General features: G+C 41.2%; 17 protein-coding genes. 2 read left to right on the top strand and 15 right to left on the bottom strand.

Going from position 1 to position 21,636, the window contains the following annotated elements:
- Positions 1-39: 39 nt before the first annotated feature.
- A complete protein-coding gene (gene mtaB / locus BLO53_RS07610) occupies positions 40-1,410 on the bottom strand; it encodes a tRNA (N(6)-L-threonylcarbamoyladenosine(37)-C(2))-methylthiotransferase MtaB (RefSeq protein WP_242875335.1) in 1,371 nt (456 codons plus the stop codon).
- Positions 1,411-1,530: 120 nt separating this feature from the next.
- On the opposite strand from mtaB, the gene BLO53_RS07605 reads away from it, so the two are divergent.
- Complete coding sequence (locus BLO53_RS07605; RefSeq protein ID WP_013282005.1) at positions 1,531-1,761, top strand: HPr family phosphocarrier protein; 231 nt, start codon at positions 1,531-1,533, stop codon at positions 1,759-1,761.
- 98 nt (positions 1,762-1,859) lie between these two features.
- On the opposite strand, the gene thiI is transcribed toward BLO53_RS07605, so the two are convergent.
- The 13 genes from thiI to BLO53_RS07540 form a co-directional block, all read right to left on the bottom strand.
- Positions 1,860-3,062 carry a tRNA uracil 4-sulfurtransferase ThiI gene (gene thiI / locus BLO53_RS07600; protein WP_092060233.1) on the bottom strand — a complete coding sequence of 401 codons (1,203 nt, stop codon included), beginning with the start codon at positions 3,060-3,062 and terminating at the stop codon, positions 1,860-1,862.
- A gap of 14 nt (positions 3,063-3,076) precedes the next feature.
- Positions 3,077-4,234, bottom strand: a complete 1,158-nt coding sequence (locus tag BLO53_RS07595) for a cysteine desulfurase family protein (protein ID WP_092060231.1) — start codon at positions 4,232-4,234, stop codon at positions 3,077-3,079.
- A 96-nt stretch (positions 4,235-4,330) separates the two neighbouring features.
- A complete protein-coding gene (locus BLO53_RS07590; protein ID WP_092060229.1) occupies positions 4,331-5,083 on the bottom strand; it encodes an RsmE family RNA methyltransferase in 753 nt (250 codons plus the stop codon).
- Complete coding sequence (gene prmA / locus BLO53_RS07585) at positions 5,083-6,120, bottom strand: 50S ribosomal protein L11 methyltransferase (RefSeq protein ID WP_092060227.1); 1,038 nt, start codon at positions 6,118-6,120, stop codon at positions 5,083-5,085. The genes BLO53_RS07590 and prmA overlap by 1 nt, the downstream gene beginning before the upstream one ends.
- A 248-nt stretch (positions 6,121-6,368) precedes the next feature.
- Positions 6,369-7,544: a molecular chaperone DnaJ gene (dnaJ, locus tag BLO53_RS07580; protein ID WP_026488991.1), complete on the bottom strand. Its 1,176-nt coding sequence runs from the start codon at positions 7,542-7,544 to the stop codon at positions 6,369-6,371.
- 94 nt (positions 7,545-7,638) lie between these two features.
- Positions 7,639-9,522 carry a molecular chaperone DnaK gene (dnaK, locus tag BLO53_RS07575; RefSeq protein WP_026488990.1) on the bottom strand — a complete coding sequence of 628 codons (1,884 nt, stop codon included), beginning with the start codon at positions 9,520-9,522 and terminating at the stop codon, positions 7,639-7,641.
- A 73-nt stretch (positions 9,523-9,595) separates the two neighbouring features.
- Positions 9,596-10,270, bottom strand: a complete 675-nt coding sequence (grpE, locus tag BLO53_RS07570; RefSeq protein WP_242875334.1) for a nucleotide exchange factor GrpE — start codon at positions 10,268-10,270, stop codon at positions 9,596-9,598.
- 45 nt (positions 10,271-10,315) lie between these two features.
- Positions 10,316-11,347 carry a heat-inducible transcriptional repressor HrcA gene (hrcA, locus tag BLO53_RS07565; protein WP_092060225.1) on the bottom strand — a complete coding sequence of 344 codons (1,032 nt, stop codon included), beginning with the start codon at positions 11,345-11,347 and terminating at the stop codon, positions 10,316-10,318.
- Between the two features lie 224 nt (positions 11,348-11,571).
- A complete protein-coding gene (locus BLO53_RS07560) occupies positions 11,572-12,369 on the bottom strand; it encodes a hypothetical protein (protein ID WP_092060223.1) in 798 nt (265 codons plus the stop codon).
- A complete protein-coding gene (locus BLO53_RS07555) occupies positions 12,359-16,660 on the bottom strand; it encodes a S8 family serine peptidase (RefSeq protein ID WP_092060221.1) in 4,302 nt (1,433 codons plus the stop codon). Before BLO53_RS07555 ends, BLO53_RS07560 begins: the two co-directional genes overlap by 11 nt.
- A 419-nt stretch (positions 16,661-17,079) precedes the next feature.
- Positions 17,080-17,568 carry a DUF6465 family protein gene (locus BLO53_RS19190; RefSeq protein WP_092060219.1) on the bottom strand — a complete coding sequence of 163 codons (489 nt, stop codon included), beginning with the start codon at positions 17,566-17,568 and terminating at the stop codon, positions 17,080-17,082.
- A gap of 99 nt (positions 17,569-17,667) precedes the next feature.
- The gene (locus tag BLO53_RS07545) at positions 17,668-18,864 is read right to left on the bottom strand and encodes a pyridoxal phosphate-dependent aminotransferase (RefSeq protein ID WP_092060217.1); all 1,197 of its coding nucleotides are present in this window, start codon (positions 18,862-18,864) and stop codon (positions 17,668-17,670) included.
- Positions 18,865-18,891: 27 nt separating this feature from the next.
- On the bottom strand, positions 18,892-19,092 hold the full coding sequence (locus tag BLO53_RS07540) for a hypothetical protein (RefSeq protein ID WP_092060215.1): 201 nt from the start codon (positions 19,090-19,092) through the stop codon (positions 18,892-18,894).
- 205 nt (positions 19,093-19,297) lie between these two features.
- On the opposite strand from BLO53_RS07540, the gene BLO53_RS07535 reads away from it, so the two are divergent.
- Positions 19,298-20,320, top strand: coding sequence for a CPBP family intramembrane glutamic endopeptidase (locus BLO53_RS07535; protein ID WP_176757208.1), 1,023 nt, complete (start codon positions 19,298-19,300; stop codon positions 20,318-20,320).
- Between the two features lie 133 nt (positions 20,321-20,453).
- On the opposite strand, the gene BLO53_RS07530 is transcribed toward BLO53_RS07535, so the two are convergent.
- The gene (locus BLO53_RS07530) at positions 20,454-21,626 is read right to left on the bottom strand and encodes a hypothetical protein (RefSeq protein WP_092060211.1); all 1,173 of its coding nucleotides are present in this window, start codon (positions 21,624-21,626) and stop codon (positions 20,454-20,456) included.
- Positions 21,627-21,636 lie beyond the last annotated feature (10 nt).

Raw genomic sequence — 21,636 nt, 5'->3', positions numbered from 1 at the left:
TTAATTCTACACCAGCCAAAAAAATTAAGCAAATCACTATTATTCTTTTGCAGCAAGAAGAGTATCCGAGTTAAGCAGCCCAGATATAGTCTCCATGGTGATTTCGCCAGATACTGCTCTTCCAAAACCAAGCTCAGTTTCTTCCATAGCCACCCTGACATATCTGTCCGTATGACCAATCATAAACGTTCTGCCCTTGATTTCCTCTTGGTCCTCCCAGAGTACGCCTACCTTTTCCCCGATAAAAGAGTTCCTGTAGATAAGAGACTGCCTCTCAGTAAGATCTATAAGTACATCACTTCTTTCTGACTTTTCTCTGTCAGTAAGCTGATCTTTCATTCCGGCAGCAACGGTACCTTTTCTCGGAGAATACTTAAACACATGCATTTCATAGAAGTTAATGTCCTCTACAAATTTCCTGCATTCTTCAAATTCTTCCTCTGTCTCGCCAGGGAAACCAACAATAACATCTGTAGTAATAGCAGGTCTGTCAAAGGCCTCTCTTAATAGTCTGACACCTTCAGCAAATTCAGCTGCAGTATAATGTCTGTTCATGCGCTTTAAAACTGAATCACATCCGCTCTGCAAAGACAAATGGAAGTGTGGACAGAGCTTATCAACCGCCGCAAGTCTCTTGGCATTTTCCTCAGTTACAAGTCGTGGTTCTATTGATCCAAGCCTGATTCTCTCTATTCCGGCAAGCTGGGCAATATTTTCCACAAGTTCAACCAACATAGGCTGGCCCTGGTCAACACCATAGGAGCCAATATGGATTCCTGTCAAAACGACCTCTTTGCAGCCCTTCTGGATAAGACCCTTGATTTCAGCAAGAATATCCTTCATCTCCCTGCTGCGTACCCTTCCTCTTGCATAAGGAATAACACAATAAGTGCAGAACTGATTACAGCCATCCTGAATTTTGATATATGCTCTAGTATGCTCAGGGAGCTCTGAAAGTAGCATATTTTCAAACTCATTTGTATGGTTAATATCTATGATTGATGTTCCGCCAAGAGTCTTGTCCTTATTTGTTTCCTTTGCATCAAGGAATGTATTCAGTATTTCGACAATTTCTGACTTCTTATTGTTACCTACAGCCAGATCTATGCTCTCATCCTTCTTAACTCCATCTATGCCCGTCTCAACATAGCATCCAACTGCAACTACAATAGCATCCGGGTTTTCTTTCTTGGCCTTATGCAGCATCTGCCTTGACTTTCTATCAGCAATATTAGTAACTGTGCAGGTATTGATGATATAGATGTCTGCTTCATCCGTAAATGGCACTATTTCACAGCCTGCCTCGCGAAGCTTTATAGCCATTACATCCATTTCATAACTATTCGTCTTACAGCCAAGGTTATGAAGAGCAACTCTCATACCATTAACGTTATTTTGAATATTGTCCATAATATTTCTTAATCTTTCTTATTTTTATCAAAAACTCATTACCTTTTAACTCTTAGGTCATTGACTTTTATCATTTATCTAGTTACTATTAAATAAGATAAAGAAGGAGGTATTTGCTCAATGAAGACCGTTAAAATTTCTTTAAACTCTATCGATAAGGTTAAATCTTTTGTAAACGATATTACGAAGTTTGATTATGATTTCGATCTCGTTTCTGGAAGATACGTTATCGACGCGAAGTCTATTATGGGTATTTTCTCATTGGATCTTTCTAAGCCAATCGATCTCAATATCCATGCAGAAGACGGCGCAGATGAGGTTCTTGAGATTCTCAAGCCTTACATGATCTAATCTTAATAGGATTAGATCCATATTAAAAAGATGTTTCAGACCATCTTAGGGTTTCCTAAGATGGTCTTTTGTGTAAAGCACTTGCTAAGGTCTTATTTTCATTTCTCTATAGTGATCACTTCATCAGTCTCAAGAGCAACTTTCATGAGTTCATCTATTTTTTCTGCAAGATTTTCCTCATGCTTCTTTATAATGTCAAGACGTGGCTTTGTTACAGGGTGCTTGGCCACAAAAATAGTACAGCAATCCTCATAGGGAAGAATTGATGTCTCATAAGCATCTATCTTAAAAGAGATATCCACAATATCCTGCTTGTCAAAAGCTATAAGTGGTCTGTAAACAGGCATATCTGTTACAACCTCTCCTGTACACATAAGGCTCTGCATGGTCTGTGAAGCCACCTGTCCAATACTCTCACCGGTTATAAGTCCCATACAGCCAGTCTGACCTGCGATAATATCAGCAATCTTCATCATATATCTTCTCATGATGATAGTAAGCTCATCGTGAGGACACTTCTCATAAATATACATCTGAATATCAGTAAAGTTGATAACATGAAGTTTAACCTTACCTGTGTACCTGGCAATTACTCCAGCCAGATCAACAACCTTCTGCTTGGCCTTTTCTGAAGTATAAGGTGGCGCATTAAAATATACAGCCTCAATGTCTACACCTCTTTTAGCAACCATGTATCCAGCAACAGGAGAATCAATACCACCTGACAAAAGAAGCATTGCCTTACCTGCTGTTCCTATTGGCATTCCGCCAGGTCCAGGAATAATTTCGGAAAAGATATTAAGCTTCTCACGAACTTCAACATTAAGAAGAATTTCTGGATTGTGGACATCAACCTTCATTTCTGGATATGCGCCAAGTATTCTGGCACCAAGCTCAGCTCCCATTTCCATTGAATCCATTGGATAGCTCTTATCAACTCTTCTAACCTTAACCTTGAAAGTCTTGTGTTTGTCTGGGTAAACTCCATCTATAAAATCAAGAACAGCCTTGGTAACGCCATCTATATCCGGAAGATGGTTTTCTGAATCTCTATTAATTGTTACTGCAGGACAGATTCCTGTCACTCCAAAAACTGTTCCAAGGTGATCTACAACCTCGTTAAAATCAAAGCCCTCAGCCTCAATATAGATTCTACCTGCTACTCTTGATACAGAAAAAGAGCCATCGCATTTAGAAAGAACTCTCTCTATCTGTCTTACTAAAGCCTCTTCAAAAATATATCTGTTCTTGCCCTTTACTCCAATCTCGGCATACTTGATGATAAAAGCATGGTACTGCATAAATAATTCCTTTCTTAGTGGCGGTAGAACTTTCTCATGGTCTCTACCTGTGAACAAAGTGTATCCAATAAATAATCTATCTCTTCCCTGGTAGTCATAAATGACATACTGATCCTGATTGTAGACTCTAAAAGGCTCTTATCAAGTCCGATAGCCTTAAGAGTGTCTGAAACATGAGGATTATTTGAAGTACAAGCACTTCCCGCAGAAACATATATTTCCTTGCTGCTCAGCATATTAAGAACAGTTTCTGCTGCAAGCCCCTTTATAGAAACACTCACAATGTGAGGTGCTCCCTTATCCCACTCTGGTCCATTTATCTTAATATCAGTAAGACGCTCATTAAGTGAATCTATGAGATACTTCTTAAGATCATAGAGCTTCTTTATCTTGGCATCAAAGTCTTCATAGCACATTTTAGCTGCGAGTGAAAGCCCAATAATGCCTGGAACATTCTCTGTTCCTGAACGCATTCCCTTCTGCTGGCCTCCGCCATAGCAGATATTGACAATTTTTGTTCCCTTCTTGATATATAAAAAGCCTATTCCCTTGGGGCCATGAATCTTGTGCCCGCTAACTGACAAAAGATCTATGTTCATAGATCTTGGCCTTATCAAAACCTTGCCATAAGCCTGAACCGCATCAACATGGAAGACAATTTCAGGATTTACAGACTTTATAAGTTTGCCAGCCTCTTCAATAGGTTCAATAGCTCCAATCTCATTATTTACAAACATCATGGAAACAAGAATAGTATCTGGTCTGATGGCAGCTTTTAAGTCCTCAAGATTTACCACTCCATCTGGTCCAACAGGAAGATAAGTTGTTTCAAATCCCTCTTTTTCCAAAAAAGCTGTTGTCTCCTGAATTGCAGGATGTTCGATAGAGGTTGTTATTATGTGCTTGCCTCTCCACTTATTAGCTCTGGCAGTTCCAATAATAGCAAGATTGTCAGACTCTGTTCCTCCTGATGTAAAAAGAATCTCTGCAGGATCTACTTTCAACGTATTAGCTATAGTTTCCCTAGCCGCTGCAACTCTTTCTCCTGAAATTGTACCCATATGGTGAACGCTTGATGCGTTTCCATATTCCTCTGTCATTGTCTTATAGACCGCCTGGGCCACCTCGTCGTAGACCCTTGTTGTCGCTGAATTATCTAAATATGCCTGCATTTTTGTATCCTAACTCTTAAAACTTATAATAATATGGCAATGGCTGTAATCTGCCTTTTAACTACTTATCAATCAGAAAACTTCAAAGCTTAAAAATCATTTTTCAAGATGATACATAAGCCATGAAATAATTGTAAATCCTGCAGTCTCAGTTCTAAGGATTCTCTTTCCTAGCGTGATAGGCTTAATATCATTGTTCTGGCAAAGCTCAATCTCTTGCTCAGAGAAGCCTCCTTCAGGCCCAATAAATATGGCTATACTCTGGCCAGGCTCTATGGCCTCTATAATCCTTTTGGTTTCTTCTATGCCCTTGGCATTCTCATATGGAATAAGCTTCACATCCATATCCTTGGCAAGTTCTACAGCCTGTTTCATTGTAACAGGCATTGTAACCTCAGGAATAATGGCACGCTTACTCTGTTTGGCCGCAGCCTCAGAAATAGCCTGCCATCTCTTTATCTTATTCTCTGCCTTCTTATCATCAAGCTTAACAACACATCTCTTGGTTGCCATAGGAATCACCTGAAACGCCCCAAGTTCTACCGCCTTCTGGATAATAAGCTCCATCTTGTCCACCTTGGGAAGTCCCTGAAAAAGATATATCCTGGAAGGAAGTTCATTGCCTACCTTCTCAATAAAACAGAGTTTACCAATAACTGATGAATCCGTGATCTCCTCTATTTCATAGAAGATTTCCTTACCCTCATCATCGTCTCTTATACTTACTGAAAACTGCTCTCCCTTCTGCATTCGGAGAACATTGGCTATGTGATTATAATCGCTCCCTGTTATCTCTACACTTTTAAAATCAGGTGTTATCTGTGAGCCGTCAACAAAGAAATGGTACATCAGTTTTTCCTCGATGTGATTGAAACCCAGTCGCCCTGATGATGGATTTCAAGTATCTCAAGTCCAGCATCAAGATGTGCTTTCTTAACCTCTTCCTCCTTGGTATTTATAATACCGGATGTTATATATATTCCGCCCTTCTTGAGCTGATTCATGATCACCGGAGTAAGAGGTACTAGTACATTAGCCAGAATATTGGCTACTACTATATCATATTTATCATATCCAACAGTATCCTGAACCTTTTTGTCATCGATAATATTTCCAATCATCATATCGAATTTTTCAGGCGCAATACCGTTATTTTCCATATTCTCTTTTACCGCTGGAATAGCGCATTTATCAAGATCTGTACCAACTGCGTGCTTGGCACCAAACATCAATGCAAGAATAGATAATACACCGCTACCAGTACCTACGTCAAGAAGCTCAGTTTCTGAATTAACGTACTTTTTGAGCATTCTGATACAAAGCTGTGTTGTCTCATGCATTCCAGTACCAAAGGCAGTTCCGGGATCAATATGCAGAACCATCTGTGCCTTGTTCTCGTCATCCTCAGTTTCCTTTTCCCAGGAAGGAATTACCAGAATATCATCTATATAAAACTTGTGGAAATACTGCTTCCAGTTATTGATCCAGTCTATATCTTCTGTTACATCAACAGATATTGTACCATCTCCGATATCAGAAAAAGTCTTAAGTTCATCAAGCTTCTCCCTAATATCAGCCTGCATCTGCTCAGGAGTCCTCTTCTCCTTGACATAGTCCCCATCCTCATTTGGAAGCTCTACTGTCAGCATATTCTCATCATCTATTTCCAAAAAGAAATTAAGGTAAGCTACGCCACTCTCTATTCCGCTAGGTGCCTCATCAGGCTCAAGTTCAGGCGCATCAATAAACATCTGCTCCTTCTCAGCCGCAGTCAGAGGCGCATTATCCTCAATCTGCGCTCCTTCAAGTCCAATGTCCTCAAGATAACTAACAATTATATCCTCTGACTCTTCATTGGTACGAACCCTAAACCTCATCCATTTCATAAGAATCTTATCCTTTCAAACAATATATCTATCCAAGTATTTTTGATAGTCATCACTCAAAGTATACAACATTACAACCAACGAAGTATAACATATATCACAAGAATATGTGAACAATCTATAACCAAATATACTTACTTAAATATACAAATACAGATGTGTAAAATCAAAAATATCGAGGGGAGACCGACTTCTCTGAACAACGCTGAAAGGAGGTCTCTCCTCGATTTTTATATTTTAGATTATTGTTATTTGAATAATCCCTTCTTTTTCTTGCCGCCACCGTTATCTGGTCCCTTATCACCAGAACCCATAACACGATCAGCTGCTCCAAGACTATCTCCTGTCTTCTCATCAAACTGCTTGAGAAGTTCTTTGGCTTCCTTGGAAATCTTCTCAGGAACCTGAACAACAAGGGTTACATAGTGATCGCCTCTTGTATCTCTGTCCCTAAGGGAAGGAACACCTTTTCCACGAAGTCTTACTCTTGTATCAGTCTGTGTACCAGGCTTGACATCATAGGCTACCTTACCATCAACAGTATCAATGATAACTGTTCCTCCAAGTGTTGCAATTGCAAAAGACATAGGGACTACAGAATAAATGTCGTATCCCTCTCTCTGGAAAATAGGATGATCAGATACGATAACCTCTACAAGAAGGTCTCCTCTTGGTCCGCCATTAACACCTGGCTCACCCTTTTCTCTGATCCTTACACTCTGTCCATTATCTATACCTGCAGGAATTGTAACCTTGATCTTCTTCCTGCTGGCAATATATCCACTACCATGGCAATCTGTACACTTATCCTTGATAACCTTACCAGTACCACCACATTCTGGACATGTCTGAACATTTCTGACAGTGCCAAAGAAAGACTGCTGAGTATAAACAATCTGTCCCTTACCACCACACTTAGAACATGTCTGCGCAGATGTACCAGGCTTAGCACCAGTTCCATGACAAGTTGGACATGGATCCTTGATAGTAAGCTCAAGTTCCTTCTCACAACCAAAGACTGCCTCAAGGAAAGTTATACGTACGCTGGCACGAAGATTCGCACCCTTTGAAGGGCCTGTTCTAGCTCCGCCTCTGGCTCTGCCGCCTCCAAAGAAATCTCCAAAGATATCTCCAAAAATATCTCCGAAGTCTGCACCATTAAAGTCAAAGCCACCAAAGCCGCCCTGACCACCATCAAAGGCCGCATGACCAAACTGATCATACTGACGTCTCTTCTCTGGATCGCTCAGTACAGCATAAGCTTCAGATGCTTCCTTGAACTTCTCAGCTGCAGATGCATCTCCCGGATTCATATCTGGGTGATACTTCTTGGCAAGCACTCTGTATGCTTTCTTTATTTCGTCCTCACTGGCGCCCTTGCTGACACCAAGGACTTCATAATAATCTCGCTTCTGTTCTGCCATATTACTCCTGATAAATTCTCTTAATAGCCAGACGGAAAATCCCGCCTGGCTATTATTATATTCTCACTCAACGTAGATATCCATTAACAAAGACTTAAACTTCTCTGTAATCTCCATCAACAACGTTGTCGTCACCAGTTGATGTGTTCTGTGAAGCTGATCCCATATCAGGGCCTGCACCTGCACCCATATTAGGGCCTGCGCCTGCTGCGCCCTGTGCATTCTCATACATCTTAGCAAATAGAGCCTGTGCATCGTTCATGAGTTTTTCCTTCTGGCTCTTGAGTGAATCAATCTCAGAGTCTGAAAGTTCCTTATCCTTAGTCTGCTCAAGAAGATCCTTGAGAGCCTTGATATCATCTTCTACAGTCTGTTTCTGAGATGCGTCGATCTTGTCTCCTACATCCTGAAGAGCCTTCTCTGTCTGGAATACAAATGCATCTGCATCGTTACGAGCATCGATTCCTTCCTTACGCTTCTTGTCCTGAGCCTCATACTCCTGAGCCTCTTTAACTGCCTTATCGATATCCTCGTCAGACATGTTAGAACCAGCTGTAATTGTGATGTGCTGCTCCTTGCCTGTTCCAAGATCCTTAGCAGATACGTTAACGATACCGTTTGCATCAATATCGAAAGTAACCTCGATCTGAGGTACTCCTCTCATTGCTGGAGGAATTCCATCAAGTCTGAACTGTCCAAGTGACTTATTATCCTTAGCAAACTGTCTCTCACCCTGAAGTACGTTGATATCTACAGCTGTCTGGTTATCTGCAGCAGTTGAGAATACCTGGCTCTTCTTGGTAGGGATTGTTGTGTTACGCTCGATAAGTCTTGTAGCAACACCACCCATTGTCTCGATAGAAAGTGAAAGAGGTGTTACATCAAGAAGAAGGATATCACCAGCACCAGCATCTCCTGCAAGCTTACCACCCTGGATAGAAGCACCGATAGCTACGCACTCATCTGGGTTAAGGCTCTTTGAAGGCTCATGCCCTGTAAGCTGTTTAACCTTTTCAACTACGCAAGGAACACGAGTTGAACCACCAACAAGGAGAACCTTGCTGATATCTGCATTTGTAAGACCTGCATCCTTCATAGCGTTCTGAACAGGAATAGCTGTTCTCTCAACAAGATCATGGATAAGTTCTTCGAATTTAGCTCTTGTAAGATCTACATCGAAGTGCTTAGGGCCATCAGCGCCTGCTGAAATGAAAGGAAGGTTGATATTTGTTGTTGTAGAAGAAGAAAGTTCCTTCTTGGCCTTCTCTGCAGCTTCCTTAAGTCTCTGCATAGCCATCTTATCGCCTGAAAGGTCTACGCCTTCCTTATTCTTGAAATCCTGAACCATCCAGTTGATGATTGCCTGGTCAAAGTCATCACCACCAAGATGTGTATCACCGTTTGTTGAAAGAACTTCGATAACGCCGTCACCAATCTCAATGATTGATACATCGAATGTACCACCACCAAGGTCATAAACCATGATCTTCTGTTCTTTCTCATTGTCGAGGCCATAAGCAAGAGCTGCTGCTGTAGGCTCGTTGATGATTCTCTTTACCTCAAGGCCTGCAATCTTACCAGCGTCCTTTGTTGCCTGACGCTGAGCATCATTGAAGTAAGCAGGAACTGTGATAACTGCCTCAGAAACCTTCTCGCCAAGATACTGCTCAGCATCAGCCTTAAGTTTCTGAAGGATCATAGCTGAAATCTGCTGTGGAGAATACTTCTTGCCATCAATGGTACGACCATTGTCTGTACCCATGTCTCTTTTAATTGATGAAATTGTGTTGTCTGCATTTGTTACTGCCTGACGCTTAGCTGGCTCACCAACAATTCTTTCTCCATTCTTTGTGAAAGCTACGATAGAAGGTGTTGTTCTAGCGCCTTCTGCGTTAGCGATAACAGTTGGCTTACCACCTTCCATAACTGCTACGCAGCTATTGGTTGTACCAAGATCGATACCGATAATTTTACTCATGATTTTTTCCTCCGTTTATAATTACAAATAATCTGATATATCTTATTTATTCAGATCGCATTCAAAGCGATCATCACTGTGAAACAGCAACCATGCTATGTCTCAGCACGGTGTCGTGGAACTTATATCCCTTTTGAAGTTCCTGTGCTACTATTCCGGATTCGTACTCCGCACTCTCAACCTGCATTACTGCATTGTGAAGGTTAGGATCAAATTCCTTACCCACAGCTTCAATTGGGGTTACTCCAAGATTTTCAAGTTCTTTGATAAGCTGCTTGTAAATCTTGTTCATACCATCTGCAAAAGCTCCATCCTTTTCTGCCTCTGGAACTGCTGCAAGGCCTCTCTCAAAATTATCTATAACGGGAAGAAGCTTCTCAAGGACACTACCCTGGCCCTGTTCAAACATCTGAGCCTTTTCCTTGTCTGTTCTCTTCCTGAAGTTATCGAACTCGGCCATCTGTCTCATGACACGGTCATTGAGTTCTTCAACTTTCTCTTTAAGTGGATCCTTTTTCTCTTTCTTGGCAAAAGGTCCTTTCTTCTTGTGAGCTTCAGCATCTGCAGGCGCCTCAGCCTTGTCCGCTGAATCCATATTTTCTGTTTCCTTGCTCTCTGTTTCCTTGTTCTCGGATTCCTTGTTCTCAGCTCTCTCTTCTGCTTCCTGTTCGAGCTCTTCCATGATATCCTCGAGAACCTCTTTCTCCTGCTCGGAAACCTGTTTCTCTTTCTTGTCTGTATTACTCAAATCAATTGCCTCCTGATGATAATCACTAATCTATGTCAAACTGCGCTAGTCCTTCTTGTAAAGATCATCCAGCGCATGTCTCATGTTCTTAAGAGTCGATATAACCTTGTCATAGTCCATTCGCTTAGGTCCTATTATACCTACTGTACCCTTCATGCCATCTCCAAGCTCGTAGGTTGCTGTAACTACGCTGCAATCCTTCATGGCCTGTACGGGAGTTTCATTACCAATATAAACCTGTATTCCAGTCTCCTCAGTATCTGCTGAAAGAGTTCCCTCAACAATGCTGGTAAGATCCTTGGTGTCCTCAAAAGTACTGATCAGTTCGCTGGCCTTGGCACTGTCTGTAAGCTCAGGATACTTGAAAATATTCATTGTTCCGCTTGTGTAGATCTGCAGATCTTCATCAGCTGTGATAGATTCTGCTGCGGCATCTATAACATTTCCAATGATCTCACTGTGAATACCTGCCTCCTGTTTGACAGCAGCGATGAGACCTAAGTTAATATCCTCAACTGCAAGACCATCAAGTCTTGTATTCATAAGGATGTTAAGTTTGAGCATTGTGGCATCATCCAAAACCTCATCAACTGGAATGATCTTGTTCTTGATGACATTGCCTTCAATTACTATGGTAGCTAAAAGATGTCCCTCATCCACCTTGGAAATCTGTATGAACTTAAGCTTATTCTTCCTGATCTGAGGTGCAGATATCATGGTTGCATAGTTAGTATCTACAGCCAAAGTCTTGGCAACCTGCTTGAGCAGGTTCTCAAGCTTCTCTTCCTTGTCAAGAAGCATCTCCTTCATGTTCTCAACTTCCTGCTCCTTGTCCCTTAGCATCTCATCTACATATACTCTGTAGCCCTGATCTGAAGGGATACGACCTGCTGAAGTATGAGGCTGTAAGATAAGTCCCATTTCCTCAAGGTCAGCCATTTCATTTCTGATTGTGGCTGAGCTAAGGTTAAGATCTGTATACTTGGAAATGGTACGACTTCCTACAGGCTCTCCTGTTTCCAGGTAATTCTTAACTATAGCATGAAGTATTTTTCTTTTTCTCTCGTCTAGTTCCATAGGCCTTTCCTCTGCATTCACCGGTTAAATTCATTGGAATGGTATTTTTGAGTGTTAGCACTCACTAGGTTTGAGTGCTAACATCTTCTGTATCATAAAATATCACTCCCTACATCCAATGTCAACCTCTACATTTATTAATAATGTATGAATTATAAAAAAAGAAAAAAGAGACCCGCACCTTAATTGATGCAGGTCTCTTCATTATTTAATGTAAATTCTTATCAGCCACCAATAACTCCAAGAAGCTTTGTTACAGTAACCTTAACTGGAGCTGAAGGCTCTGAATCATAAGATGGTGAACCTGTCTGGTGAGCAACTACCTTATAGTAGTAGTCCTTCTGGCCTACGAATACATTAAGGAGTGAATCACCCTTAGAAGTACCAACCTTCTGGTAAGGTCCTTCTTCGGACTTTGCACGATATACTACGTAGTAATCTGCGTTCTCATCCTTGGTCCACTTGATCTCAACACCGCCAACTACCTGTGTAGCTGTAACGTTCTGAGGAGTAACTGGCTTATTTCTTCCAACTGAAACCTGATCTTCGATAACAGTTGCAGGAACAACCTCCTGATCCTCGTTGTTGATACCAAATACCTCTGTCTTGATAACAGTGTCCTGAGCCTTAGTCCAGTCCTTAACAGCAAACTTTACGTGAAGAACTTTTCCGTTACGGCTCTTTGGCTTAGCATTAACATAAGCAAATGCTACACCTTTTGAATCCTCATCTGAATAATCGCTATTGAAGTCCTCTATGTCAAAATTAACTTTATCAGCTGCCTTTGTCAGCTCAAGTACCTCAGGATCGTATGTTACAGCAACTCTACCATCTGTAGTAGTAACTGTATCAAGATTAAGATCATAAGTAACTGTCTGCTTTGAATCCTTTCCATCAACAGTAACACTTGTGTGAAGTGGGGCAACATCTGCTGCCGCAACTGTCTGTGCTGGTGCTACTGAGAAAAGAACTGCTGCTGTTAATCCGAGAACGACTCCCCTATTCAATAATTTAATCATCATTCTCTCCTCCTACAACTTCTTCATTTGAACCAGCCTCTCCAGCCTGATCCTCTACTACTTCATCATCAGAAGCGCCTGTAGATGCCTCGTCAGATGCCTCTTCTACTACCTCAGAAGAAGCTGCTACTGCTGCATCATCTGTCTTTTCATCTTCAGCAACTACGCTTGAAGCCTCACTTGATGCCTCTGAAGCGCTGTCATCTGCCTTAGCTGCTCTTGCAGCCTTGATCTGCTCAAAGCGTGCTCTGAACTCTGCTGGAACATCCTCAGGAAGGTTCTCAGGAAGCTCTTTGCTGCCCTCATAAAGCTCATCATTTACAATAACCTTGATCTGAGCTGTAAGGTGCTCACCATCAACTGTTGTATTGACTGTCTCTGCTGTAACTATGCATTCGCCCTCACTAAATGTAAGGAAAAGACCTGATGAAAGAACATAGCATACATCCTCATCTGAAGATGACCATGTAACACCATCAGCGCCCTCTGCAAGCCAATCAGGACCAACAGTTGCTGTAAAGTTATCCATTACCCATGTTCCGAGAATGATCTCTTCACCCTGGTCAATTGTGATAGACTCAACGAACTCTGTCTCTTCATGGTCTGTGTTGTTTATACGATACTCAACAATGTTAAGAGCATAGTCTGCTACATCAATAAAGATCTTCTTATCATAATTATTGATTGTTACTACAGTCTCAGCGCCTTCTTCTGTCTGGTTGATAGCATGCTTTTCAAGGCTCTTTCCATTCTTGTCATATACAAGAAGTGCTGATACATAACGGTTATCCTTAACTGTTACATCGATCTTTGTTGGGTCTTCAGCATTTGGAGCAACATTTACGATCTCTGGTTCAGTGTTATCAACTGTCATAGGTGTTCTAAGGTAAAGACCTGCATTCTGAAGAGTAGTAGGATCTTCAACCTTGTCATAGTAGCTAGGAATCGCCTGAAGAGTTACCTCAACTTCTGTTCCTTCTGGAAGAGGCTTACCCTCTTTGTCTGTAGCAGCCCAGTTGAGCTCTGTATTGTCGATATAATTCTGCCACTCTCCCTGATATACAAATGCTGCATAGTTCTCTGTCTTTGTATCTTCGAAGTAAACTTCACCTGTGTTCTTATCCTTGATTGTTGTAATTACTCTGCTAGCATTTCTGATAAGTGAGTAGTACTGTGAACCAAGTAATGTTCCATTTTCTGAACTGATAGCATTTCTCTGTGGTAAGTACTCATCCTCATCTACGAACATGTTAGGAGTGAAGTAGTACTCATCAGTATCGCCAATTGGGAACACTGACAGGAAGTTAGTCTTTGAAACTCCTGAATATGTCTGTCCTGCATAATCCTTGTTGTATCTAGCTTCGAAGAAGTCATATGGCTCAAACATTGAAGAATCTGCCCAGCTTCCATAGAATGCAAGGAATGGAACTGAAAGATCTACATCGCCATCAACATATACGAAACCATCTACATACATACCATTTTCAAACAATGCAAGATACTCTCTGTCGCTGTCTGAAAGGTTGATATTTACATTAACTGTTGTCTTATCTGTTACTTCAACTAAAGCTTTCTCTGAAGAAAGATCCTTCTTTGTAAAGAGATATACGTCCTTAGTATTTACAGCACCATCATCGTTAAGGTCGAATAAATCTGGATGTGCCTTAAATGTTTCATTCTCAAGTGTTCCATTTACAACCTTAAGGAACGCCTTCTGATCAGCTTTATCTGTTACACCGTTTCCATCAAGATCAAAAATAGGAACTGTGTTATCAGCTGTAAGTGAAACTGAAGGGTTAAGCTTGTGTGATGTTCCAGCAAAGAATGTAAGTCCGCTCTGCTCATAGATCTGCTCAGTAAGAACAGATGCATCAAGCTCGTAATACTGAGGTTCATCAGTTAAATTGTAGAGATCAAATGAGAAGCTGTAGTTACCACTCTTCTCTGGATCATCTCCGAGAACTGCCTTAACCTTACCGTCGTTGCCTTCCTTGTCACCAACAAGAGCATAAACAGGTGTTGTAACTGCATTGTATGCATTTCCAAGTCCTGCACCCTGTGATCTTGGTGAATACTCAAGTCCCTCAGGATCATTACCCTCGTGAAGAGGTACTGCTGTACTCATAAGAAGTGACTGAGCAAGTGTACGAACTGAAAGTCCTGTACGTGCATCAAGTCCGTTCTCACGGATATACTGCTCAACAAGTGCACTCTGTCCTGTGATTGAAGGAGCAGCCATTGATGTACCACTCATGATTCCGTATGTACCGTTGTCTGTTGTTGAGTAGATATTTCCACCAGGAGCTGTGATCTCAGGCTTAAGATCAAGTGTTCCAGGAACACCATAAGATGAGAAATCACTCATTGTGTATCCATCAGCAACATTGTAATTAACGCCGAGCTTGTCTACTACAGTAAGTGTTCCTTCGTAAACCTTATCAGAAACCTGTGTGGAAGCTGCTGCAATTGCCTCTCCATCAGCAAGTGTGATAGAAATTGCAGGGATAACAGCTGTGCTTCCCTGAAGTGTCATATTAATAGTACCTGGCTGGTTATTGTAGATAATAACAGCGCTTGCACCAGCAGCTTCAGCATTCATCTGCTTTTCACCGAATGTGCACTCGCCACGCTGTACAAATACAATCTTACCAGTTACATCAACTCCCTCATAATCAGCAGGCAATCCCTTAGCATTAAGGAATACGTATGGATACTCTGTTCCATCCTCGTCTTTTGCAAGTGTTGCAAACTTAGGAGCCTTTGTATCATTTCCATCGTAATAGAAGATCTTCTGGCCAGCAACATCAAAATACTTGGCAGTAATTGAGCTGTTTACAGCACTAGCTACTGTAAGTGCATTGTAGTATGATCCAGGTGAACCAACTGTATCCTGGTTTACATCTGCACTAAGGTTAACACCATATGAAGAATCATCAGACCAGCGACCTGAGTTACCAGCTGAGATTGATACTACTGTGCTTGTTCCCTGAAGCTTGTTAAATACATCATTGATGTAAGCTTCAGAATCAGCTGAATAACCAGCTGCTGATGAACCAAGTGAAAGGTTAACTACGTCAGCCTTAAGAAGGATAGCATCCTCGATAGCTGCCATATAGTCATCACTGTAAGCACCGCCCTTAGCACCAAATACCTTCATAGTGATGAGCTGTGCATCAGGAGCAACACCTACAACACCGATATCCTGTCTAGCATATCCTGTATCTGAGTTTGCGTTAGGAACATAGTAGTTTGCTGTAGCAATACCAGATACGTGTGTACCATGATCACCCTGATCATCATTGTCATGTGTAACATTAAGGTTCTTGTCTACATAGTTGAAAGCGAAAGCAATCTTCTCGTTTAAATAGAGCTGATCTGCTGTAACGCCTTCACTTCTCTGTGCCACGTTAAGATTTGGAAGAACTGATGCAATCTCCTCTGCTGTCAGAAGGTTGTAGTCCTCAACACTCTTACCGTTAGTTTCTGCTGTCTCCTCAAGGTGAGCCTTGAAAGCTCCTTCATCGAATGAAGGGTGATCTGAATCAATACCTGTATCGATGATAGCAATTCTTGTGCCTGCACCTGTGTAACCTGTAGCCCATGATGTATAGCTGCCAACCATCTCTCCAGCTGTAACTGTCTCAGGGTTAGCTGTCTCTACCATTGGGTCATACTGCTGTGCTACATAAACTGCTTCTACACCATCAACATCAACGATGTTGGCGATATCCTTATAAGCAACGTCTGCAGATACAGCGTTTGTGATGATTGAAAGATTGTAGTTAACATCGAGTGTTTCTCCATCAAGAGCCTCAGCCTCGATCTTTTCTACTGTCTCTTCCTGCTCGGCAACGATCTGCTCTGAAAGATTCATAGCTGCATCATTGTCAGCAAGGTTCTCTGTGTCATATCCCTTATCAAGGACGCTATCGCCCTCCATAACGATGATTACACGAGTCTGCTCCTCAGGATCTCTCTCCTCAACTGGAAGTTCTGCTACATCACCTTCAAAAACTTCCTTTTCATTCAAGTAATCCTCATCTTCAGGATTAACCTTCTCGAACAAAGGCGCATCTTCTGAAACTTCTTCAGCTGCTTCTGAAGCAGCTACTCCGCTCTCATCTGTGCTTTCTTCAGCTGCTGCGCTTGTTTCCTGTGCTGCCTCTTCCTGGCTGCTGGAAAGGTTAGCTGCGTCATCCCCAGATGTAGCTGAAACAGTGACCACATTAGTAAGTGCAAATGTAGCACTTAAGATCACTGCGAGCACCCTAGCGGGTCCCACTTTTCTTTTCATACACTTTTCCTCCACATAATATTATAAAAAAGCACCTAAAAGGGCATTTTTACCGATAATACGTAATAGTCTGACAAAACTGATTTGATTTAAAGCGTTTCCCCATTACCACTTTTAAGCATTAAAGTATTTAGGGTAAAAAAAATGAAGCACTCTCATACTTCATCGTATTGATAATAGTGTACGAGCGATATTAATTTAAGTCAAGAAAAAATAATCAATTTCTAAAAAAATTATTAAAATAAAATTTTATCGCCAGCGATAAGCAGTTTCTATGCACCTTCGAGAATAAGTGTAATATTAATGTTCTTTTTTACGTAAAGAACGTTTTGTATACAATCATTTGTTTTAACGCAAAAAGTCCCAGCCAACTGCAAGCAGCTGACCAGGACTTTATAAACTGTTTGAGCACTATAAAATTATAATCCGTACTGATTGTGTTCCTTGTCATTAACAACAAAGTATACAGTATTCTCTTCAGGCTTAACGTAGAGATCAAGCTTCTTGATATCTGAAACGTTCTTGCCCATATCATACTGATAAACGTTCTCAGCATTCTCAACAAGAGTATCATAGGTCACGTTCTTGTCAGCATACTGAAGTACAATGTTTGTCTTTAATGTAGTCTGAGCTACTTCCTTCTTGGCAGCTGGTTTTTTAGCTGCTGCCTTCTTAGCAGGAGCCTTCTTAGTAGCTGGAGCTGCTGCCTTCTTGGGCTCAGCCTTCTTAACTGCAGGCTTTTTAGCTGTAGTAGCTGCTGCCTTCTTAACTGCAGGCTTCTTAGCTGCTGGCTTCTTGGCTGCAACTGTAGCCTTTGGAGCCTCTGCTATCTTAGCTTCTGCAACAACGGGTGTCTTGATTGAAGCAACGGGTTTTACAGTTGCCTCTGTCTTCTTGATTTCGGCCATCTCTTTTTCTCCTCCTCAAAAATCAAAAGTGATTTATGCAACTCGTTAAAACAATAAAGCAGTTTACGAAATAGAGTTTACACCCCTTAACCCGCATTGTCAACGCATTTGATTATACTCTGCTTTTACAAACTCCCTTAATCTCCGCATTGCACGCTCAACCTTCTCGGTATCTATGCAATAAGCCATTCTAAAGAACCCAGGTGCCCCAAAACCATCGGTAGGAACAAAGATAAGGTCGTAGTTCTTGGCTTTTTTGCAGAATTCTATTGAACTCTCTTCAAGAGCCTTAGGCATGATGTAGAAGGTTCCCCCGGGCTTTACTACTGTAAAGCCAAGCTCTACAAGGGTATCATAAATAATATTCATATTAGTCTCATAAACAGAAAGATCTGCTGTCATGCCACATACCTTGGCAACTGCCTGCTGAATGATGGATGGAGGACAGTTGTGTCCTGTGCCTCTTGATATCTGGCCGCACATTGGCACGATGAACTCTGCTCCCTCGCAGGCAGGATTAACTGCAACATAACCAATTCTTTCTCCAGGAAGTGACAAAGACTTAGAGAAAGAATAACAACTAAGGGTATGATCATAGAATTTGGAAACGTAAGGTGCATCTGCCCCCTTGAACACAATCTCTCTGTATGGTTCATCTGAAAGAAGGAAAATTGTATGTCCAAACTCTTTTGACTTGTCTTTTAAAATCTCGGAAAGTCTTGTAAGAGTTGCTGTAGAATAAGCAACTCCAGATGGATTATTGGGCGTATTCACAAGTACAGCCATAACCTTCTCATCAAGCATCTCCTGAAATTTATCAAAATTGATCTGAAAAGATTCTGTATCCGCTGGAACTATGCTAAGCTCCAGACCAGCTCCGGTTATATATGGTCCATACTCAGGAAAGAAAGGTGCAAAGGTAATGACCTTATCTCCAGGCTTAGTAACAGCACGAACAGCGTGAGCTATTGCTCCCGCTGCTCCGGTAGTAGGGAAGATATGTTCAGGTCCGTAATTCATTCCGAATCTTTCATTTAAGGACTTCGCAATCTTCTCTTTATATAAAGGATTTCCAAGGCTTGGAGTATAACCATGAAGCGTCATGGTATCTTCCTCCTTAAGGAGCCTTACCATCTCATCTGTAAACTCCTGTGGTACCGCTACACTTGGATTTCCAAGACTAAAATCAAAAACGTTCTCGTAGCCGATCTCCTTCCCCCTTGCTGTGGCATACTCCGACAGCTCTCGGATAACCGACTTGGCCCCCAACATGGCCTTGAAACTTTCGTTTATCATACCTCTACTTACTCCTCCGATAAATTTTTATGTGCGCTTCTTTGGTCTTTCGCCTTTACCATTACAGCTGTCCATCATAGACCCTGCAGCTGCTACATTCATAAGATCATCATCCGACAGTTCTCTGGCCATTGGATATCGCGAGTCCACATCCGCAAGAACATCTGCAAGTTCACTACTGTGTGCGAATTTCTGATAGTCAAACAGCCTTGATAACTTCTTTTCCATGGTATGCCTCCTATTATCAATAAATGATATTGCATTCATGTTTTCTTTTACATTTATTTATACGAAAAAAAAGAACTTGTGGCAATTGATTTTTTATTGCCACATATAACAAATTATGCACAAATTATTCACAAAATAGATAATTCCTCAGGAAGTATCTTTAGTTTATAATAACCATATATTTTTTGATTTTATGGAGGTTTATATGGAAAAAAATAAAGCAAAGGAAACTTACTCCCGTATCGGGCTAAGTTACGTTCTTCTTTACTTTTGTTATCTTGTTGTTATGGCTATCTGCTATATTGTATACTCCAGGATTGCAGGAAAAGAAGGACTTCAAGGGGATGCAAACATAATAATCAATTACGCTGTCCGCGTAGGCCTGTTATACCCTGCTATGTATCTTGCTATCAGAAAGCTCCCCAAATTTGACATTCAAAAAAACAAACTGGGATTTGGCGGAATTCTCACTTCAATCTGCATAACCTACGCAACAATGATTCTTTTCAATATCGTTGGCATTCTTATCAATAATTTCATTGGGAAATACACAGGTCTTGGAAATGTGAATCCGCTTATTGATGCCCTGGGAAACATATCCCCTGTAGTACAGGTTGTTGTCGTTACTATACTTGCACCAATCTGCGAAGAGCTTCTCTTTAGAAAGTTCATCATCGACAGGGTGGTAAACTACGGTGAAGTTACGGCAATGCTGGTTTCTGCGCTGATGTTTGGACTTTATCATGGCAATCTTGCTCAGTTTGTCTATGCTTTCGGCATTGGCATATTTTTTGCCTTTATCTACCTTAGAACAGGCAAAATCTGGTATACTATCCTCTTCCACATGTTTGTAAATGGCTTTAGCACTACACTTACATTGATCCTGAGTTCAAAAATAAACTTATCAGAATTTATGGATCTCTACTACAGTGGAGATATGGAAAAATACAACCAATATGTAATGGAACATATTGATGTCTTTGCTACACTTGGCTTATTCTCAATATTCATTTTCATGCTTGTTATCGCTGGTATCATACTCATGATCGTGTTCCACAAAAAATTTGTATTCCAGCATCATGAAGAGGAAATACCAAAAGGCCAGAGATTTAGCACTGCTATCCTCAATGTAGGTATGCTGGTATTCATCGCATACTGGTTATTCTCAATTATTTCAGTCCAGCTAGGCTTTAGCTTGTTTGACTCGATTGTAGGACGTCTTCTTTAATGCAGTATTTATGCAAAAGAAGCGCTTCGCTTGACTGACATATTTCATATCAGTAGTTCTTCAAAAAGGACTGCAGCTAGTTTTCAAGCTGCAGTCCTTTTTATTATCTTAGTATCATTTACATGGGTTGTTATCAATCGCCCCACTCATCATCTTCTTTTCGAAGTTTTTCTTCCTTCTTTTCCATGTGTCTCTTGTAGAGCATTTCTCCGGTGCTTCCAAGTACAGCAATGACAATGAGCCAGAACCAGTTCTTCTTGATTGGTAATGTTCCACTTTCTATTGATGCCGAAAGAGCTGTATGTTCTTCCTCAATAGTAACAACCTTTTCAGTATCGGCTTTTACCACGTTTTGCTGAGCTGTTAGTGTCGGTCTTGAATCTATTTCGGCAGAAGGATCTGTAATACCATCGGATAGTGCAACTTCCTCTTCTCCAATCTCAACCACATCGCCAAAGCCTGCTCCAGCAGCATTATCGAATCTGGCCTGAAGCTCATTAGCTTTTTCCTGAGCAGCTGTAGCCTTTTCATCAGCCTGAACTTTCAGTCCATTAAGCTCATTTACAAGCTCTGACATAGTCATGCCATTTAGCCTTGTGGCTTCTTCTGCAGAAACAGTGATTCCAAGATGTATTGCAATATCAGATACCCCTAGGACATCCACCGCCATTCTGGATTTCTTGTTTCTGCTCTTTTCCTTGATGGTGTCAATTGCATCAGCCAGCTTATCAACCTCATCTGTTGCCGCAGCCGCAGCAGCCTTAGCTTCCATAGTAGCCTCTTTATACTGGGCGTACTTGGACATAAGCTCCGCAGTATTAGGATTTTTAGCCACGCTGTTCTGGGCAATGAAGTTATTAAGTGCCCTGCTGTTTTCAATGATCGATTTAACTTTCTCATCTGAAAGTCTCTGTACTCCATCATTCCAGATTACTTTATTGCGGACATCTGTATTCTGAGTAGTGTACTTCACAATATTCTTTTCGGAAGCTACAATCAGGCAGTTTCCATCACGGAGAAGGTTGTTCTGGTTCTGAACAACCATTTTAAGCTCATGACCATCATAGCTAAGTGGTGTTCCATCATCTCCATAAGAGAACTTGCTTGCATCTTGTGGGTTCTCAATCTCATCCCGGATGAGATAGTTCTTTTGACCTGTATCATCTGTGTATACAAAGACATCAAACTTGCCCTGATTATAAGCATTTTTCTTGTTATTATTATTGAGGATTGACTGTCCCTTATAGTACTCCTTGACCTTTTTGTCTGCCTCAATCTCATCCTCAGTCTTTTCAAAGATAACCACACCTGCGTTA

The sequence above is a fragment of the Butyrivibrio sp. INlla14 genome, assembly GCF_900102515.1.
In the GTDB taxonomy this organism is placed as follows: domain Bacteria; phylum Bacillota; class Clostridia; order Lachnospirales; family Lachnospiraceae; genus Butyrivibrio.
The sequence above is the reverse complement of the archived record's forward strand: the minus strand, read 5'-3'. Positions and strand labels throughout refer to the sequence as shown.

What these genes read in the sequence shown, in the direction of transcription:
- BLO53_RS07535 (WP_176757208.1), top strand. Translation starts at nt 19,298, where the DNA reads ATGGAAAAAAATAAAGCAAAGGAAACTTACTCCCGTATCGGGCTAAGT.
- thiI (WP_092060233.1), bottom strand. Translation starts at nt 3,062, where the DNA reads ATGCAGTACCATGCTTTTATCATCAAGTATGCCGAGATTGGAGTAAAG.
- prmA (WP_092060227.1), bottom strand. Translation starts at nt 6,120, where the DNA reads ATGAAATGGATGAGGTTTAGGGTTCGTACCAATGAAGAGTCAGAGGAT.
- BLO53_RS07595 (WP_092060231.1), bottom strand. Translation starts at nt 4,234, where the DNA reads ATGCAGGCATATTTAGATAATTCAGCGACAACAAGGGTCTACGACGAG.
- BLO53_RS07545 (WP_092060217.1), bottom strand. Translation starts at nt 18,864, where the DNA reads ATGATAAACGAAAGTTTCAAGGCCATGTTGGGGGCCAAGTCGGTTATC.
- BLO53_RS19190 (WP_092060219.1), bottom strand. Translation starts at nt 17,568, where the DNA reads ATGGCCGAAATCAAGAAGACAGAGGCAACTGTAAAACCCGTTGCTTCA.
- BLO53_RS07555 (WP_092060221.1), bottom strand. Translation starts at nt 16,660, where the DNA reads ATGAAAAGAAAAGTGGGACCCGCTAGGGTGCTCGCAGTGATCTTAAGT.
- dnaK (WP_026488990.1), bottom strand. Translation starts at nt 9,522, where the DNA reads ATGAGTAAAATTATCGGTATCGATCTTGGTACAACCAATAGCTGCGTA.
- BLO53_RS07590 (WP_092060229.1), bottom strand. Translation starts at nt 5,083, where the DNA reads ATGTACCATTTCTTTGTTGACGGCTCACAGATAACACCTGATTTTAAA.
- hrcA (WP_092060225.1), bottom strand. Translation starts at nt 11,347, where the DNA reads ATGGAACTAGACGAGAGAAAAAGAAAAATACTTCATGCTATAGTTAAG.
- BLO53_RS07540 (WP_092060215.1), bottom strand. Translation starts at nt 19,092, where the DNA reads ATGGAAAAGAAGTTATCAAGGCTGTTTGACTATCAGAAATTCGCACAC.
- BLO53_RS07560 (WP_092060223.1), bottom strand. Translation starts at nt 12,369, where the DNA reads ATGATGATTAAATTATTGAATAGGGGAGTCGTTCTCGGATTAACAGCA.
- mtaB (WP_242875335.1), bottom strand. Translation starts at nt 1,410, where the DNA reads ATGGACAATATTCAAAATAACGTTAATGGTATGAGAGTTGCTCTTCAT.
- dnaJ (WP_026488991.1), bottom strand. Translation starts at nt 7,544, where the DNA reads ATGGCAGAACAGAAGCGAGATTATTATGAAGTCCTTGGTGTCAGCAAG.
- BLO53_RS07605 (WP_013282005.1), top strand. Translation starts at nt 1,531, where the DNA reads ATGAAGACCGTTAAAATTTCTTTAAACTCTATCGATAAGGTTAAATCT.